Source organism: Streptomyces sp. NPDC053665 (assembly GCF_055585285.1).
The window spans coordinates 507,218-523,660 of record NZ_JBVJKK010000004.1 but is presented as its reverse complement, the minus strand read 5'-3'; the positions used below and the strand labels follow the sequence as shown (position 1 = coordinate 523,660).

The following is a 16,443-nucleotide window of genomic DNA, read 5'->3' as shown; positions in this document are numbered from 1 at the left end:
CGGGGCACCGGGGCTCCTAGCGGCCCGTGCTCATCCGCCCTCCCCCCCCCCGGCGGTGAGGCGGACGGCGAGCGACGATCGACAGCCGTCAGCGGCCGGGCACTTTTCAAGCCACCTTGATGACAACCTTGCCCGAGGCGTGACCGTGCTCGACGGCGGCGAGGGCGGCCGGGGCGTCGGAGAGCGGATGGACCGCTGTGATGACGGGGGCAAGGAGTCCGTGGAGGGCCAGCCGGGCCGATCGCTCCAGGTTCTCGCGGTCGACGCGACGCTCGACGAAACGCCCACCGAGATCGGGCACGGACATGTCACCCACGGCGATGACATTGCGCGGATCCCGGGCCAGCGGAGCGACCGTCCGCAGCGAGGCGCCTCCGACCAGGTCGATGATCCCGTCGAAGCCGTCCGGAACCAGTTCGCGTGCCGCCGCGGCGACGTCCTCGGCGGTGTAGTCGATGAACCGCACCCCGACGGCCTCGGCGTGCTCGCGCTTGGCCGTACTCCCGGTGCCGAGCACACGCAGCCCGCGCCCGGTGGCCAGCCGGGCGACGGCGAGGCCGACTCCGCCCCCGACCCCGTTGACCAGGACCGTGGCACCGGCCGGGAGGCTGAGCTGATCGAGCACGTCCACCGCTGTCGTCCCAGCCACCGGCAGCGTCGCCGCCACGGTCGCGGACAGACCCTCGGGTCTGCGCGCGGTGTTCGCCGCGGACAGCACCGTCGTCTCGGTGTAGGTGCCACCACCGGTCAGTGCGAAGCCGAACACCGCATCACCCACCTCGAGCCCGCTGACGTCCTCGCCCCGGGCGAGAACGGTTCCGGCTGCCTCCATGCCCAGCACGCGGGGGAACGGACGCCCGCCGTCCAACCCGTCGACCAGACCCGAACGCAGCAGGTGGTCAAGGGGATTCACGCCGGCCACGTCGACGCGGATCAGCACCTCGCCGCGACCGGGGACCGGATCGGGACGGTCGAAGAACTCCTGCACCTCGGGTCCGCCATGCCTGTCGAAACCCCACGCCTGCCCCATCTTCCGCCGCCCCTCATATGACCGACCCGGCGCTTCCGGGCGTGATCACCATCCTCACCTCTGACGTTGACGTGAGGGGCAATCGGCTGAGACGCGAATCACAACGCCAGGCCGACCGGGCCAACGGCTTCGGGGCTGTGGACAGCTCCACCCCGTGCCGGCTCTCGGCCCTGATCAGCACGCCGGGAGTGCAATCCGGGTCGCCATCAGATACCCCGACCAGGGACGGCTCCCCGCCTCGGCAGGAGGGCCGGCCGACGAACAGGGCCCGGGCGTCCTGCTGGCGAGGCCCGCCCCGTCCTGAGCCCGCGTTTCCCCCCGACTGCCACGCGGGGCCGGGGCGTTGTCGGTGGCGGCCGGTACGTTGCGACCATGGGTGTCTATCTGGTGAGTGTCGTCGCGCAGGACTGGTCGCAGCCCGGGGAGGACGGGTACGGGGACGCCGCCGCCGCGCTGAACACCGAACTGGAGCGGCGCGGCCTGCCCCCTTACGAGCTGCGGCAGGCTGCACGGGAGGCTCCGGGCTGGTTCGAGGAGAAGGTCAGCCCGTCCATGGACGGCTTCGTGGCACTGTGCAGGACACTGCTGACGGATGCGGAGTCGTCGGCCCTCCTCGACTGGAACATGCTGGTGCCCCTCGCGCTGGAGGAGGAGATCGTGCTCCCCGTCGGCACCGCCTACTCCGGCGAGGAGACTACGGTCGCCGGGGCCCCTCGGGTCCTCGCCCTGGCCGAACGGCTGGCCGACGCCGTGAGACTGCCCGTGGACGCGATACCGGCGGGTGGGAACCTCGCGCTGACCATGTGGTTCCTTGAGGGCGGGGCGGAGCGGACCGCACGGGTGCGGCCGGGAACGTGGGCCGAGGACCGGGACGCGGCCTTCTACGTGGCCCTCTACCTGCGCGCCGCGCAGTACTCCCTGCGCAACGGCTGCCCGATGACCTACTCCTGACTCGGCCACGACGGCGGCCGACCGTCCGTCTCTGGTCGGCACCGCCGCGTCGCGTCGCTCCCTGAACCCGGTGGCACTGCTGCACACACCCGGGCAAGTGGGCCCGAGACGCCTATAGCAGGCGGATTGCGTGCCGCGCACCTGGGCGAGCTGGGCTGCGCCGACCGCCGCCAAGCCGCTCAACGCTGCCACCCCAGCTCGCTGTAGGGGCGGCCGGCCCGGATCGCGTCGATGGCGACACGGGTGCAGGGGACGAACGGCTCCGGCAGGTCCTGCGCGTCCCACCACTCCCGGGCTTCCGGGTCGAGGGCTGCATCGTCATGTGCAGGAACAACTCGTCGAACCAGTCGCCGCCGATCTGTGCGGCAGTGCTGGAGGGGGCGTAGCGGGCGGTGATCTCCATGGACGCAATGTGCGGGAGGCGGGGCAGCAGGGAGCGCTGAAGGCGCTCGGCCGCGGTACGGGTGTGCTGGTGCAGACGGGCGTTGTCGAGCCAGGGCGGGCCCGCGCGACCCGCCCCCGACCCGCTACCCCGTTCTCACTCGTACTCCGTGCCGCCCTTTCGCGTGAGATACGCCGGACTCACCGCCTTCGCGATCGCCCGCCCCCCGGTCACCGGGCTGTACCGCTCACTGGACGGCCGTATCACCACGCCCTCCCGCAGGTGCAACCCCCGCCCCGACACCGTCTCCTGGCCGACGGCGACCTCCAGCACGTGCTCGATGTCGTACGGCCCCTGGAACAGTCGCGGGACCAACGGCAGCTCCCCCTGAAGCAGTTCGGCCGCGTCCAGCCACCGCACCTGCCCATCGATCTCCGCGGAGACGTCGAAGACGGCGTACCCGAGCGTGTCGCGGCGTCCGTCCGCACCGTACGTCAGGTCCTGTACGCCCGCTCCGTACACCTCGCCGAAGATCCCCACCCGCCGTGCCCCCAAGCGCCCGGCGAGCCGCGCCGCGGCCTCGGCGACACCGTGCCCGCGCACCGCACGCCAGTACAGATTGCGCGGATCCTCCTTCAGTGCCAGCGCCTTCGCGCCGAAGCCTTTGGACGAGACGTGCACCCGACCCTCGCCCGCGACATACGTCAGCAGGCACGCCGAACCGTGCAGCTTCTCCGTCAGGACCACGTCCTCGCCGGGCGTGAAGATGTCGGGGAACCGCTGGATGTTCTCTATGTCGACCCACGGCAGCAGCTCCGACGCGGCCTCCACGTCGCCGTTCATCATGGGCGGCACCGGCGGCACCCACTTGGTGATGCCGAGCAGCGCGGCGAAATCGGTCCCCTCCAGCGCTGCCCGGGCCAGGTCGTACCCCACGAGCGCCTTGGGCCGGCACACGATGCCCTGCGACAGCTCCCCCCGCAGCCGCACCGCCTTGACCCGGTCGGCGTTGCCGCCTGCGAGCCGCCCGGTCAGCCCCAACTCCTCGATCAGCTCGGACGGCAGCACCGACTGCTCGGGGATGTACACCGCAGCCTCACCCGTGCGATACGCGCCCTTGGCGACGACGGCCCGGTACAGACCCACCTGGGCCAGCTCGAGCGCATCGGCGTTCGGGTGTTCATGCACGGTCAACACTTCGGCTGTGACGCGCAGCGTCGACATGGGGGTCTCCTCCAGGTACCTACGTGGGTTGCATCGCCGCTCAGTCTCCGCACGGGAAAAGGGCGGGTCCAACGGATTGGCGCCTGGTAGCGTCTCGCCCTTCGGTCCGCGAGGCGGCCGCGCACGGAGCCCTGCGGGGATCGCCCTCCCGGCCTTCGCCCGGCTCCGTGCGGCCCTCGCCGACATCGCCGCCGCCCTCGATGCCGCCGACTCGCAGGGATCCGATGCCGACGAGCGGGTCGTTCCGCATCGTCCGCGTTCCGCATCGTCCGTCGGAGGATTGCCGATCCGCGTCAGACCCGGTCGTGGACGGTCGAAGTACGCCTCAGCTGATCCCGAGGCCGACCGCCAGCGTCAGTTCGAGGACCCGGTGCGGCGAGGTGAGATCCGGGAACAGCTCCCGCAGCTGCGACATCCGGTACCGCACTGTCTGGGGGTGGACGAACAGCGCCGCCGCCACCTCGTCCCGTCTGCCCTGGTGCAGCAGCCACGCCCGCAGCGTCTCCTCCATCCGCCGTGCCCTGGCGGCAGGCAGGGTCCGCAACGGTGCGAGCGCTCGGGCACGCAGGTCTGCGAACGCGTCCACGTCGGCGCTCAGCACCAGCTCGGGCAGGTGTTCCTCGGTGTCGCGGATGTCGGAGGAGAGGGAGCGCGCGCGCAGGGCTCGTGCGTACGAGGCGGACGCCAGAGTCCATGGCCGGGCCGGGCCGGCCACGGCCGTGCGGTCGGTCAGTCTCCGCAGCAGGAGTGACCGGTCGGCGTCGGGGACGAGCAGCACACCGGTGGCGTCCGGCAGATCGTCGAGGACGAGGGTGTTCGGGTCGAGCCTGCGGTAGGCCGGCCGGGCCTGGGCGGCGGGCAGCAGGACCGCGGTGAGCGAAACCGGAGGCTGCCACCCGGCCCGTTGGGCGGAGGCCAGCAGCACCTCCGGGCTCGCGCCGGCGAGGAGGTCGCGGGCCAGGTGTTCCAGCTGGCGCTCGTGGGCCCTGCCCTGGGCGGCAAGTTCGTCGGCGTGGCCCGCGGCGCTCGCGGCGGAGAGCTCGTCGATGTAGGCGAAGGTCAGCTCGGCGAACTTGGCCACCTCGGCGGCAGGCAGACCTGCCGGTACGGCACCCTCCGCCAGGCACCGCCAGGCCACACGTGCGCCGACACGGTAGGCACTGAGCAGGGCGTCCATCGAACGGCCGTCGCGCACCTCCCCGCGGCCCAGCTCGTAGGCCGCGTCACCGGCGTCACCCCCTGTGGCCTTCCCGCTCGCGAGGTCCAGGTAGTGCCCCAGAGCGGTGCGGACGGCCCGGCGGATCGTGGCGCCCATGTGGCCCGAAAGGGCGTTGGCATAGGGAGGCACCTCGTCGATGATCGCCTGGACGATCTCGTCGGCGGTGGTCTTCAGCGCGGCCCGAAGTACGGTGACCGTCTTCTCGTCCAGGGCCAGTTCGCTGGCCCTCTGGATTGCATGGCTCACTTTTTGTTTCCTGCGAACAATTCTGGCGACCAGATTCACATCCTACGGTCAGGACTTTACGCACTGAGGCGCAGCAAGCTGAAGTCATGAGGAGTGCAGCCCTGCGCGGCAGGGCGTGGAAACTACTGGAGATGGTCACGACACCGCTGCTGCCGTCGGACTACCTCGACCTGGTCAGCCCGCTGCGTGCCGGGGCCGACCTGCGCGGGCGCATCGAGTCCGTGCACCCGGAAACGGGTGACGCGGCGACCATCGTGATCAGGCCGGGACGGAGCTGGCGTGGCCATACCGCCGGCCAGTACGTGCGGATCGGGGTCGACGTGGACGGGGTGCGCCTGTGGCGTGCCTACTCCGTCACCTCGCCTGCCCACCGTCAGGACGGCCGCTTCACGATCACGGTGAAGGCGATCCCGGACGGCAAGGTCAGCAACCACCTGGTCCGCAGGGCGGAGCCGGGCACGCTGATCCAGCTCGACCAGCCGACCGGAGACTTCGTGCTGCCCCGGGTCAGGCCCGCCAAGGTGCTCTACCTGACGGCCGGCAGCGGCATCACGCCCGTGATGGGCATGCTGCGCGACACCGAGCTCGCCGACGTCGTCATGGTCCACTGCGCGCCACGGCCGCAGGACGTGATCTTCCGCAAAGAACTGCACGACCTGGTCACGGCCGGGAAGCTGCGTCTCACCGAGGTGCACACCGACACGGACGGCATGCTGGACATCGCCCGTCTCGACGCACTCGTGCCCGACTGGGCCGAGCGCGAGACCTGGGCGTGCGGGCCCGCGGGTCTGCTCGACGCCGCCGAGAAGCACTGGGCCGATCACGGCGTCCCGGAGCGTCTGCACACCGAACGCTTCCGCCCCGGCATCGTCGTCACCGGCGACGGCGGCGGCGAGGTCACGTTCAGCGCCACCGGCAAGACCGTCGACGCGGACGGCGCCACGCCGCTGCTGGACATCGGCGAGGAGGCCGGCGTGCTCATGCCGTCCGGGTGCCGCATGGGCATCTGCTTCGGCTGCACCACGCCGCTCAAGGCGGGCGCCGTCCGCGACCTGCGCACCGGTGAGATCACCGAGGCGGAACCGGGCGTCCTCATCCAGACCTGTGTGTCCGCCGCGGCGGGCCCCTGCGACATCGAACGGTAGGAACACCTTGACCGCAATCGACCCCACCGCCCACCTCACCGCGGAGCAGATCGAGGAGCTCGGCCGCGAGCTGGACGCGATCCGCGACGAGGTGATCGCCGATCGAGGCGAGAAGGACGCCGCCTACATCCGCAAGGTCATCTCGGCGCAGCGCAAGCTCGAGCTGGCCAGCAGGGGCGTGCTGCTGTTCTCGTTCTTCCCGCCGGCATGGCTGCTCGGCACCGCCGGTCTGTCCGTGGCGAAGATCATGGACAACATGGAGATCGGCCACAACATCCTGCACGGCCAGTGGGACTGGATGCGGGACCCGAAGATCCACTCCACCACCTGGGAGTGGGACCACGTCTCGCCGGCCGACCAGTGGAAGCACTCGCACAACGAGCTGCATCACAAGTACACCAACGTGATCGGCAAGGACAACGACCTCGGTTACGGCATCATGCGCGTCGACGAGGACCAGGCGTGGCACCCGGTCCACCTCGGCCAGCCGCTGTGGAACTTCATCAACGCCTGCTTCTTCGAGTACGGCATCGCGGCGTACGACCTGGAGCTCGGCAAGAACCTCAGCAAGCGCCGCCGCAAGAACCCGGAGTTCCGCGCGCGGGCCAGGGCCGTGGGGCGCAAGATCCGCAAGCAGGTGCTCAAGGACTACGTGATCCACCCGCTGCTGTCGGGCCCCTCGTTCCTCCCCACGCTCGCCGCCACCTTCACCGCGAACCTGGTCCGCAACCTCTGGTCCCACTCGGTGATCATGTGTGGGCACTTCCCCGAGGGTGTGCAGGTCTTCGAGCGCCGGTCGATCAAGGGCGAGACGCGCGGCCAGTGGTACCTGCGCCAGATGATGGGCTCGGCGAACATCAGCGGCAGCAAGGCCATGCACTTCATGACCGGCAACCTGTCCCACCAGATCGAGCACCACCTGTTCCCGGACCTGCCGAGCAACCGGTACGCCGAGGTGGCCGTGAAGGTGCGTGCGCTGTTCGAGAAGTACGAGCTGGAGTACGTCACCGGGCCCCTGCCCAAGCAGGTGTTCTCCGCGTGGCGCAAGGTCTTCCGGCTCTCGCTGCCGAACAGGAAGGTGGAGGTCAGCACGCACACGCCGGACCGCGAGAAGGAGCTTGTCGCAGCCTGATCGGTGGGCGGCGCACCCGTGAGCGCCGGTGGAGCAGGGCGCCGCCGGCGGTCGGTGGGCCGGCGGCGTGCGCGCGGTTGACCTGAGGTGTCTCGTCGTACGCGCACCGCGTCCGCCGGCGGCGACCGCGCGGTTCAGATGCCGCAGGTCGGGGCGGACCAGTATGGGGACGGGTCGAGTGCCACGTGGGTGTGGTCGTCGTGGTCGGGGTAGCCCGGGCCGAGGATCTCCGAGAAGCCGTGCGTGCGGGCCCGTTGGGCGAGGCGGCAGAGGGACGGGGAGCCGGTCAGATCGGCGGCGTCGCCGTACAGGTGGCGGCTGGTGGACGAACCTCCGACGGCGTTGTTGCAGGCGTAGGAACGGAAGCCGCTGGAGACGGTGAGCGAGACGTCGCCGAGCGCGTGTCGCATCGCCTCGAGTTTCCACATGGTCTTCAGCGCGTTGGCCTTGGCGGTGGCCGCCGGGACAGCGCCGCCCGACCAGTCGGAGTTGCAGCGGTTGAGCTCGGCGTAGGAGAAGTGGATCGGCGTGCAGTCCGCGTCCTGCAGCGCGTAGAGCTTGCTGAAGGTCGCGGGACCCGCGACCCCGTCGGCGGCGAGGCCGTAAGCAGACTGGAACGCCCGCACGGCGGCGGTCGTGCGGGCGCCGTACTGGCCGTCGTAGGAGAGACGTTCACCGGAGGTTACCCAGCCCGCCACCCGGATCTGCAACTGGGTGACGTCGCTGCCGGAGGCGCCCTGGGACAGGGTTCGACTCCAGGTGTAGCACTCGTCGGCGTGTGCGGTGCCCGCGGTGGCGCCCACACCGACCATCGCACCTGCCGCGAGCATGACAATCACAGTGACGAGACGTGCGATCCGTCCGAGCATCCAGACCCCCTGGTCGTCGGTGCGGCCACCACTCCCGTGGCGGCCGTCGAACTCAGACTGAGCGCAAGTGCTACGCGCGTCAACAGTGCGGTCGTGACGGGCAGGGTGAACGGTGGCGGCACTCGTCACGCGAGCGAGACCTCGCCGAACCATCGAAAGGCACCGTTGAATGGGTCCAGTGCACATGTCACCCGACGCACGGAGCCGCGCCCGACACCGCCCGGTGTCGTTTCCGTCCAAGACGCCGGCCCCGGCGGCGACATAGCCTGATCCCAGGAGATCGGCCCCTGATCAGGAGATGCAGATGCGCAAGTTGGTCTACACCGGATTCATGTCGCTCGACGGCGTTCTGGACTCGCCCGGTGGGCCCGAGGAGGGGCACCGCAGCGGTGGCTGGGTGGTGAAGGACCTGGAGTTCGTCCCCGAGGCGTGGTCGCTGAAGGGCGAGGAGCTCGCCGACACCACGGCGCTGATGTTCGGCCGTCGCAGCTACGAGGCCTTCGCATCGGTCTGGCCCGGCTCCGAGGACCACGCCTCCTACCAGGAGCTGCCCAAGTACGTGGTGTCGAGCACCCTGCCGGACGACGCCCTGGTCGACGGGTGGGGGCCATCGACCATCCTGCGTACGACGCAGGACGTCGCCGCGCTCAAGGAGAGCGAGGGCGGCTCCATCTACATCCACGGGAGCGCCGAACTGGCGCGACGGCTGTCGGAGGCCGGTCTGATCGACCAGTACAACCTGCTCGTTTTCCCCGTCCTGCTCGGCGCCGGCAAGAGCCTGTTCCACCGGGCCGACGCCGACAAGCAGATGCTGTCGCTGCGGGAGTCGCAGAGCTATTCCAACGGAATCCTGAAGCTCGTCTACGACGTCAGGCGCTGACCGAGGTCGAGCGCGATGGCGCCGCCCGCGCCGTCGCGCAGTTGGCCGGCGGTGCGGCCCACATAGGTGCGCAGCGCCCGGGCGAGGTGCGGCTCATCGAAGTAGTCGAGCTTGACGACGACGTCGGCGGCCGTGTCACCGGCCGCCAGCAGTTCCGCCGCCGTACGGGCCCGCTCGATCTGCCGTACGGCACCCCGCGTCAGCCCCGTGGCGGCCCGGAAACGGCGCTCCACGGTCCGTCCCGACACCACCGGTTCGTGGCCTCGCAGAACCTCGGTGACGAGCGGGTCACGCCCCACCGTCCCGGCCTCGACCAGCCGCTCCACCAGGGCCTCGGCGTCATCGGCACCCGGGGTCGGCCAGCGTGCGCCGTCCAGTCGGAACGTCCGCCGTGTGGTGTCGGGGAGCTCCACACCGCCGTCGACCAGCTCCGGAGTGGACAGGACGCGCAGCGAGGTGCCCAGGGCGAAGTCGATGCCGGTGAAGACAGCGCCGACGGGGACGGGTGCCGTGCTCGTCCGGGTCTCCGGGCCGGTCACGGCCGCCCACGACCGGCCGTCCTGCTCCCAGAACACCAGGCCCCAGCGCACACCTGCGACCGCCGTCATCGTCGTGACCTGCTCACTGGTGCAGGTCCACACGCTGTCGACCCACGGTGAGTCCGACCGGCGTATATCGAAGCGCAGCTCCACACCGGCAGGATACGACGGACCATGCGGCGAGTGCCGGGCGAGCGAGCACTCCCCCAGGGCTCGTTCATGCGGGTCCGCGCCGCCGTCCGGGCCACGGCGATCACCGCGGAAAACCGGGTGACCCCGTCGTCGCACGTCAGGACAATGGCCGGGTCCCCAGAAGCGAAAGGCGGCCGACCGTGACCGTCCCCAACGTCCTGCTCTCCGGCATCGTCGGATCGACCGCGTACGGCCTCGCCCACGAAGGCTCCGACGTCGACCGCCTCGGCCTGTTCGCCGCACCCACCGCTCAGCTGCATGGACTGCACCGGCCCAAGGAGTCGCACGTCAGCAAGGCGCCGGACCACACCCTGCACGAGGCGGCCAAGTGGTGCCGGCTGGCGCTGGGCGGCAATCCGACGGCCATGGAGCTGGTATGGCTCCCGGACGACCTGTACGAGGTGCGGACCGCGCTCGGCGACGAACTCATCGGCATACGGACGGCGTTCCTGTCCGCCCGGCGAGTCCGGGACGCCTATCTGGGCTACGCCACGCAGCAGTTCCGGCGGCTGGAGGCCCGCGGCGACGGCTCGTTCTCCGCGGACACCCGCAAGCGCACGGCAAAGCACGCCCGGCACCTGAAGCGGCTGTGCACCCAGGGCCTGACGCTGTACACCACCGGGCAACTGACCATCCGTGTCGAGGATCCGGAGGAGTACCACGCCTTCGGTGAGCGCGTCGCCACAGACTCCTCGGCCGCGCGGCCCCTGCTCCGGCAGTACGAGGACGCCTTCGAGGCAGGCCCGTCGGTGCTCCCGGACGAGCCCGACGAGGCTCCGGTCGAGGCCTGGCTGCACCGCGTCCGCGCGCACTTCTACGCGGAGCCGACAGCCGCCGCCGCGGCACACCGGTGAATCTCAGCGCGCCCGGAGCCTCGCTCACACGTGCGCAGACACCGGCGCGCGCAACGGCCTGCCCCTCCCGACGAGATGAGCCGCGTTGCCCACCTTGCCCACCTTGCCCAGTTCTTCCGTCAGGCCGATCGCTGCTCTGACGATCGAACCCTTCCGGCCCGCCGATCATCTGGGTCCCGCAGCCGAGTTGCTCGCTGCCCGCCATCAGCGTGACGCCGGGCTCGAGCCGGCGCTGGGCGGGCGCTTCGCCGTCCCGGAGGAGTGCCGGGCCTTGCTGGAACAGGCGTGGGAGGACGGCGCCCGTGGTGCGGTCGCCGTCCGGGACGGCGCAGTTGCCGGATACCTGCTGGCCCGGAGCGGCGAGGGACAGCGTGGTCGTCACTGCTGGACGCAGTCCCACGACGTCGCCTACTCGCCGGCTGCCGGTCCGGCGGTCCTGCACCGGCTGTACGCCGCTTTGTCCGCCGACTGGCTGGCCGACGGACGCCTGCACCACTATGTGGTGGCTCCCAGTGCAGACCTGCCGCTGTGGCTGACGCTGGGGTTCCCCCACGAGCAGGTCCACGCCATCGCCGACGTTCCCGCGACGGCGCCGGCAGCGGCAGCGGCAGCGGCAGCGGCACCGGACGGTGTCCGCAAGGCCGTCCCCACCGACATGGACGCGCTGGAGCCGCTCCTCGGGCTCATCAACGAGGCACACGCGGCACCGCCGGTGTTCGCGTTCACGGACCAGCCGATGTGGGACGTCCTGCGGTCCGGCCACCTGGAGCTGATGAACGATCCGGCCGTAGCGTACTGGGTGTGCGAAGGGCAGGACGGCATCGACGGTTTCGTCGTCATGCGCCCAGTTCCCCGCGAGGAGGCCTCGATCCTCAAGCCCGAGGGCTCGGTCGAGCTTCTCCTGGCCGCGACGGCTCCGCACGCCCGCGGTACCGGCGTCGGCCGCCGGCTGACCGAGTGGGCGCTGGCAGACGCGGCACAGCGGGGCCACACGCTCTGCGTGACCGACTGGCGGGCCGCCAATCCCTTCTCGTCCGTCTTCTGGCCGCGCCGGGGATTCCGGCCCGTCGCCTACCGGCTGCACCGGATGCTGGACCCACGGCTCATGGGCCCCGAGCACGTCGCCGGGGTCTGACCGGCCCTGTTGCGTCCAGCACGGGCCGACAGTTGGTCCTCCAGCCAGTCCGCAAGTTCCGGCGGTCTCGCTGACGCCGCGCTACTTCGATGGATCGGTGTCATAGTCGTGCCTGGCCTGCTCAACCTTGTCCAGGTTGTCGGCAGCCCATTCGGCGAGGTGAGCGAAGAGGGGAGCCAGACTGCGACCCAGCTCGCTGATCTCGTACTCGACCCGAGGGGGAACCTCCGGGTGATACGTACGCACGACCATGCCGTCGCGTTCCAGCTGCCGCAACCGCTGGGTCAGTACCTTCGGTGTGATCGTGCCGATCCGTCGTTCCAGCTCGACGAACCGTTGCCGGCCATGCCTGTGGAGAGTCCAGAGGATCGGCGTCGTCCACCGGCTGAACACGATGTCCACGACCGCACTGGTCGGACAAGCCAGCTCCGGGTCGATCTCCGCGGCTGCCGCCCACTCAGCTGTGCCGGCCATGCACACCCCTTGAGATAGTCACTTTCCTCTAGGTACCTACTATATCGGCGGTGTTAGCGTCCCCGTGTCGCTCGGATGGCGGCAACATGCTGATTGGATAGGGGAGTTGTTCATGATCGTAGTGACGGGGGCAACCGGCAACGTCGGCCGATCGCTCGTGCAGACCCTCGCGGCAACCGGTGCTCAGGTGACCGCGACTTCCCGGGGGATCTCGGACGCGGATGTGCCGGAGAAGGTCGAGTACCGGCAGGCGGACCTGATCGATCCTGAGAGTCTCAGGCCCGTATTCGCAGGAGCCGACGCGCTGTTCCTCCAGAACGGCGGCCCGAGCGCGCACCTGTTGAACCCACAGGACATCCTCGATGTCGCCAAGGACGGCGGCATCGGCCACGTCGTCCTCCTGTCCTCGCAGGGCGTTGCGACCCGACCCCAGTCGGCCTCCCACGGGGGCATGGCACGCGCCATCGAGGATGCCGTGCAGCGATCAGGCATGTCCTGGACGATCCTGCGACCCGGCGGCTTCCACTCGAACGCATACGCCTGGGCCGAGTCGGTCCGCACCCGAAGGACCGTCGCCGCGCCGTTCGCCGACATCGGCCTGCCGACCATCGACCCGGACGACATCGCCGAAGTCGCGGCCGCAGCCCTGCGCGAGGACGGCCACGCCGGACGGATCTACGAGCTGACCGGGCCGGCGCTCAACACGCCCCGTCAGCGGGCCGAGGCGATTGCCGCCGCACTGGGCGAACCCGTCCGGTTCATCGAGCAGACCCGCGGCGACGCCCGTGCGCAGATGCTGCAGTTCATGCCGGAGCCCGTGGTCGAGACCACGCTGACCATCATCGGCGAGCCCACCCTTGCCGAACAGCGCATCAGCCCCGACGTCGAGCAGGTCCTCGGCCGCACACCCCGCACCTTCGCCGACTGGGCTCACCGTCACATCGCCGCCTTCCGTTAAGGAAGGATCTTGTCTCCGAGTGAGGAGCAGTCTGGCATCGCGAGGGCCTCTCATGGCGTGGTGAGGGTGGTTGCGGCATCGGTACCGATGCCAACGCCACCGCCGCCGCCGCCACCACCACCACCGGCACCGAGGCAGCCTTCTCCTACGAGCTCAACACCGAGAAGCAGCCCACGCCTTTGCTAGGTCTCGACCAGAACCCACGCATCCGGCCGGAGCGGACTGCCCGCCACCGGCTCGCGCTTCGATTGCGCGGCCCGCTGACACACCGCACACAGCCGAGCATGAACAACGTCCCGAAGGGCCAAGCCCTTCGGGACGTTGCGCCTTTGCCAGAGTTTCAGCAGCCTTGCCGACCCTGAGTTCTCGCATCGGCCGCCGGAACCGGTACCTCGACGAGCCGCCACCGAACCGTACAAGGACAACCAGGGGGCTCGGCCGGTTGGGCGGACACCCGCCACTCGACGTGCTCGTCCGCCGCAGCCTGACCACTTGACCCGTTGTCCCGGCGGGGTCATGCCTGTTCGCATAGAGCGGCCTTCTTCCAGGCCGCTACGCTGCCCGGGGCAGTCCACAATGAGCAAGACCCGGGGGGAATCGTGAACCGACCTCTGCTGTTCCTCGACGTGGACGGGCCGCTCAACCCCTATGCAGCCAAGCCGGAGAGGCGTCCCGACGGTTACACCACACTCCGAGTTCCCCGGAGCGATGCCCAGGAGGACGACGGAGGCCTTGCGTTCCGGCGGCGCCCCCTGCGGGTCCGGCTCAACCCGGAGCACGGACGAATCCTGCTCCAGCTCGGCTTCGAGTTGTGCTTGGCCACCACATGGATGGACGACGCCAACCGGTGGATCGCACCGGTCCTGGGCCTTCCGGAACTTCCCTTCGTGGACTTCGGCGACGCCCTGCTCCAAGAGCGCCCTGACGGAGTCCACTGGAAGACCGGACCGCTGGTGAGCTACGCAGGCGGCCGTCCCTTCGCCTGGGTGGACGACGAGCAGAGCGAGTTGGATCAGACCTACGTGACCGCCCACCACCAAGGACCCGGGCTACTCCACCACGTCAACCCGCGGATCGGCCTGCGCGAAAACGACTTTGAGATGCTCGCCGACTTCGCCCAGTGCCTGGACGCCTCACGAACCACCAGCTGAGCGCCTCGCCATCTCGGCAGGCGGCTCCGCACGCGAATCCGAGATCTCTGCGGGACAGTCCTTGGACAGTTTCAGCCAATTGGTGGACTACCGGAGAGATCACCAAGCACACATCGGTGGGGTCGGAAGCCTCACCGGACCCCGACTGTCGCTCGACCAATCGAAGTCGAATCCGGTTCGAATTGAAGGGTCCGCTGCTAATATTCCCTCTTCGAACCAAAAAATCGAGATGTGGACACCGGGTCTGGGGGATCAATGGCGAGTGCGGACGATCTTTTAGGCCGGCTGCCTGCGGCGGGTCCCACCCGGGCAGCCAACCGCAGGAAGGTCCTCCTCGCCGTGGCGATCAAGTCCGGCACCCAGGCCGACATCGCGCACCGCACGCTCCTTTCGCAGGCCACCGTGTCGGCCGCGGTCCGCGAACTCGCGGAGGCGAACCTCGTGCCCACCTCCAAGGAACGCGGCAAGGTCTGCCTGTCGGCCGTGAACGATGTCGGCGTGGGCGTGCACCTCGGCTTCAACCACATGACCGTGGTCGCCCGCAGACTCGACAAGGAATTCGACCAGGTGACGTCACGGGTCAGCTCGGAGGGCGTCAGCAGGGGCTGGTCTCGGGCTCTGCCTGAGGTGAAGCAGATGATCGATGAGGCGATCGAAGGAACGGGGCGGCGCCGCTCGGACGTGTTCTCCCTCGGCATCGCCGTACCCCGGATGATCAACCCGCGCACCGGCGGCTTCACCCCGCCGATCCTGCCGCCCTGGCGGGCGGGCGACGACCCGGTGAAGGACCTGGGGACGTGGCTCGGCGTGCGCGCTTTCATCGACAACGACGCCAACCTCGGCGCCTTGGCCGAACAGACCTACGGCACACGGGAACATGCCGAGACGGTGGTCTACGTAAAGGCCTCGACGGGTGTCGGCGCCGGCATCATCGTGCACAACAGCGTGCTGCGGGGCCACGGCGGCATGGCAGGAGAACTGGGCCACCTGACCGTGGACCCGCACGGCGCGGTCTGCCAATGCGGTGGACGCGGCTGCCTCGAGACGGTGATCGGCGCCGACGCGCTGATCGCGCAGGTCCGTGCCGCGCGGGCGGCACGCAACAGCGTGCCCGCACCGGAGACTCTGGAACAGGTCATCGCAGCCGCCCAGGCACAGGACGCCGTCTGCATGCGGGTGATCCACGACGCCGGCCGGCGCCTGGGGCAGTCCCTGGCCCAGCTGTGCAATCTGCTCAACCCCGACCTCGTTGTCATCGGCGGTCAGCTCGCCGAGTGTCCGCTGCTGCTGGAGGGCTGCAAAGAGTCCTTGCGTCGCTTCGCACTGCCGGGCGCGGTCGCCGAGGACTCCGAGTTCGTCCTCGACCTCAGCGAACTGAGCACCCGGGCTGAAGCTCAGGGCGCTTTGATTCTGGGGCTTCGCGGCATGGAGCACGGGGCCAACAACACCTAGACACGCGATGGTGGACCTCGGGACCAACCCTCGGGTGCGTTCAGGGATGTGCTTGATGGCCAACGCGCCGTGCAGACCCCTCTCTTCTTCGAATACGACGCCGCGGGCCCCGCTACCACCGTCGCACTCGTTCGAATGAGTGACCGTCGTCGACCGAATAGTTCCACCTTCCGTCAGCAGGCCCATTGACGGAACCGGATTACCCCACTGCCGCCCGGCGACGAAGGCGGGCGCTGCCAAGCCGAAGCACCCCCTACCGGGGGCCGATTCGCCACCAGGAACAGCCGGAGAATCGCTACACTTTGAGGCCCCGCGGCCGCCGGTATGGCCGGCGCCGCGCCTTTCCCCGTTACGATCCTTTTCCGGGGCAGCCGATGCCCCTGACCCGAGGCGGCCTCATGACCTGCGAGCCCAATGCCGTATCCCCGTACGAGGACTCGGGATATCCGCGACAAGCGGTGAAGGCCGAGGTTGCACCGTCTCCCGAGGAACCGGCCGCCTACGAACCGCCGATGCTGGTCGACCTGGGTCACGTCCGTAAGGTGACGCTGGGCAGTTCCCCCAGTGGTAGTGCCGATGCCAACGCCCAGTATTACTACTGACATTCGGG

Annotated in this window: 16 protein-coding genes; 10 read left to right on the top strand and 6 right to left on the bottom strand. The window is 69.6% G+C overall.

Translation table 11 applies throughout. The features are described 5' to 3' along the window. Window positions 1-106: 106 nt before the first annotated feature. A complete protein-coding gene (locus tag ACZ6ZN_RS19345; RefSeq protein ID WP_451878862.1) occupies window positions 107-1,030 on the bottom strand; it encodes an NADP-dependent oxidoreductase in 924 nt (307 codons plus the stop codon). A gap of 372 nt (window positions 1,031-1,402) precedes the next feature. Here ACZ6ZN_RS19345 and ACZ6ZN_RS19340 point away from each other — a divergent pair, with 372 nt between their 5' ends. Continuing rightward, window positions 1,403-1,981: a hypothetical protein gene (locus ACZ6ZN_RS19340; protein ID WP_451878863.1), complete on the top strand. Its 579-nt coding sequence runs from the start codon at window positions 1,403-1,405 to the stop codon at window positions 1,979-1,981. 538 nt (window positions 1,982-2,519) lie between these two features. Here the strand turns inward: ACZ6ZN_RS19340 and ACZ6ZN_RS19335 are convergent. After that, a complete protein-coding gene (locus ACZ6ZN_RS19335; protein WP_469647750.1) occupies window positions 2,520-3,587 on the bottom strand; it encodes an RNA ligase (ATP) in 1,068 nt (355 codons plus the stop codon). A gap of 325 nt (window positions 3,588-3,912) precedes the next feature. Beyond that, window positions 3,913-5,052 carry a PucR family transcriptional regulator gene (locus ACZ6ZN_RS19330; protein ID WP_469647747.1) on the bottom strand — a complete coding sequence of 380 codons (1,140 nt, stop codon included), beginning with the start codon at window positions 5,050-5,052 and terminating at the stop codon, window positions 3,913-3,915. A gap of 86 nt (window positions 5,053-5,138) precedes the next feature. Between ACZ6ZN_RS19330 and ACZ6ZN_RS19325 the strand changes: the two genes are divergently transcribed. Next, complete coding sequence (locus ACZ6ZN_RS19325; protein ID WP_469647742.1) at window positions 5,139-6,197, top strand: ferredoxin reductase; 1,059 nt, start codon at window positions 5,139-5,141, stop codon at window positions 6,195-6,197. Window positions 6,198-6,204: 7 nt separating this feature from the next. Further along, window positions 6,205-7,329: a fatty acid desaturase family protein gene (locus ACZ6ZN_RS19320; protein WP_398111561.1), complete on the top strand. Its 1,125-nt coding sequence runs from the start codon at window positions 6,205-6,207 to the stop codon at window positions 7,327-7,329. Window positions 7,330-7,463: 134 nt separating this feature from the next. Here ACZ6ZN_RS19320 and ACZ6ZN_RS19315 read toward each other — a convergent pair whose 3' ends face one another. After that, the gene (locus tag ACZ6ZN_RS19315; RefSeq protein WP_469647739.1) at window positions 7,464-8,198 is read right to left on the bottom strand and encodes a D-Ala-D-Ala carboxypeptidase family metallohydrolase; all 735 of its coding nucleotides are present in this window, start codon (window positions 8,196-8,198) and stop codon (window positions 7,464-7,466) included. Window positions 8,199-8,502: 304 nt separating this feature from the next. Here ACZ6ZN_RS19315 and ACZ6ZN_RS19310 point away from each other — a divergent pair, with 304 nt between their 5' ends. Then, window positions 8,503-9,078, top strand: coding sequence for a dihydrofolate reductase family protein (locus tag ACZ6ZN_RS19310; RefSeq protein ID WP_398111563.1), 576 nt, complete (start codon window positions 8,503-8,505; stop codon window positions 9,076-9,078). On the opposite strand, the gene ACZ6ZN_RS19305 is transcribed toward ACZ6ZN_RS19310, so the two are convergent. Continuing rightward, on the bottom strand, window positions 9,060-9,770 hold the full coding sequence (locus tag ACZ6ZN_RS19305; RefSeq protein WP_469647736.1) for a helix-turn-helix domain-containing protein: 711 nt from the start codon (window positions 9,768-9,770) through the stop codon (window positions 9,060-9,062). The genes ACZ6ZN_RS19310 and ACZ6ZN_RS19305 overlap by 19 nt on opposite strands. Window positions 9,771-9,949: 179 nt before the next feature. Between ACZ6ZN_RS19305 and ACZ6ZN_RS19300 the strand changes: the two genes are divergently transcribed. Together ACZ6ZN_RS19300 and ACZ6ZN_RS19295 are read left to right on the top strand one after the other, a co-directional pair. Continuing rightward, a complete protein-coding gene (locus ACZ6ZN_RS19300; RefSeq protein ID WP_469647734.1) occupies window positions 9,950-10,663 on the top strand; it encodes a nucleotidyltransferase domain-containing protein in 714 nt (237 codons plus the stop codon). A gap of 103 nt (window positions 10,664-10,766) precedes the next feature. Further along, complete coding sequence (locus ACZ6ZN_RS19295; protein WP_469647731.1) at window positions 10,767-11,798, top strand: GNAT family N-acetyltransferase; 1,032 nt, start codon at window positions 10,767-10,769, stop codon at window positions 11,796-11,798. A gap of 81 nt (window positions 11,799-11,879) precedes the next feature. Here the strand turns inward: ACZ6ZN_RS19295 and ACZ6ZN_RS19290 are convergent, their stop codons facing one another. Continuing rightward, window positions 11,880-12,272 (bottom strand): winged helix-turn-helix transcriptional regulator, encoded by a 393-nt coding sequence (locus ACZ6ZN_RS19290; RefSeq protein WP_398111567.1) that lies wholly within the window; start codon window positions 12,270-12,272, stop codon window positions 11,880-11,882. 112 nt (window positions 12,273-12,384) lie between these two features. On the opposite strand from ACZ6ZN_RS19290, the gene ACZ6ZN_RS19285 reads away from it, so the two are divergent. From ACZ6ZN_RS19285 to ACZ6ZN_RS19270, 4 genes are all read left to right on the top strand, one after another. Further along, complete coding sequence (locus tag ACZ6ZN_RS19285; protein WP_469647728.1) at window positions 12,385-13,230, top strand: NAD(P)H-binding protein; 846 nt, start codon at window positions 12,385-12,387, stop codon at window positions 13,228-13,230. Window positions 13,231-13,829: 599 nt separating this feature from the next. Then, window positions 13,830-14,381: a hypothetical protein gene (locus tag ACZ6ZN_RS19280; protein ID WP_469647726.1), complete on the top strand. Its 552-nt coding sequence runs from the start codon at window positions 13,830-13,832 to the stop codon at window positions 14,379-14,381. Between the two features lie 339 nt (window positions 14,382-14,720). Next, on the top strand, window positions 14,721-15,833 hold the full coding sequence (locus tag ACZ6ZN_RS19275) for an ROK family transcriptional regulator (RefSeq protein ID WP_451878873.1): 1,113 nt from the start codon (window positions 14,721-14,723) through the stop codon (window positions 15,831-15,833). Window positions 15,834-16,207: 374 nt separating this feature from the next. After that, window positions 16,208-16,435 (top strand): lasso RiPP family leader peptide-containing protein, encoded by a 228-nt coding sequence (locus tag ACZ6ZN_RS19270; RefSeq protein WP_469647724.1) that lies wholly within the window; start codon window positions 16,208-16,210, stop codon window positions 16,433-16,435. Window positions 16,436-16,443 lie beyond the last annotated feature (8 nt).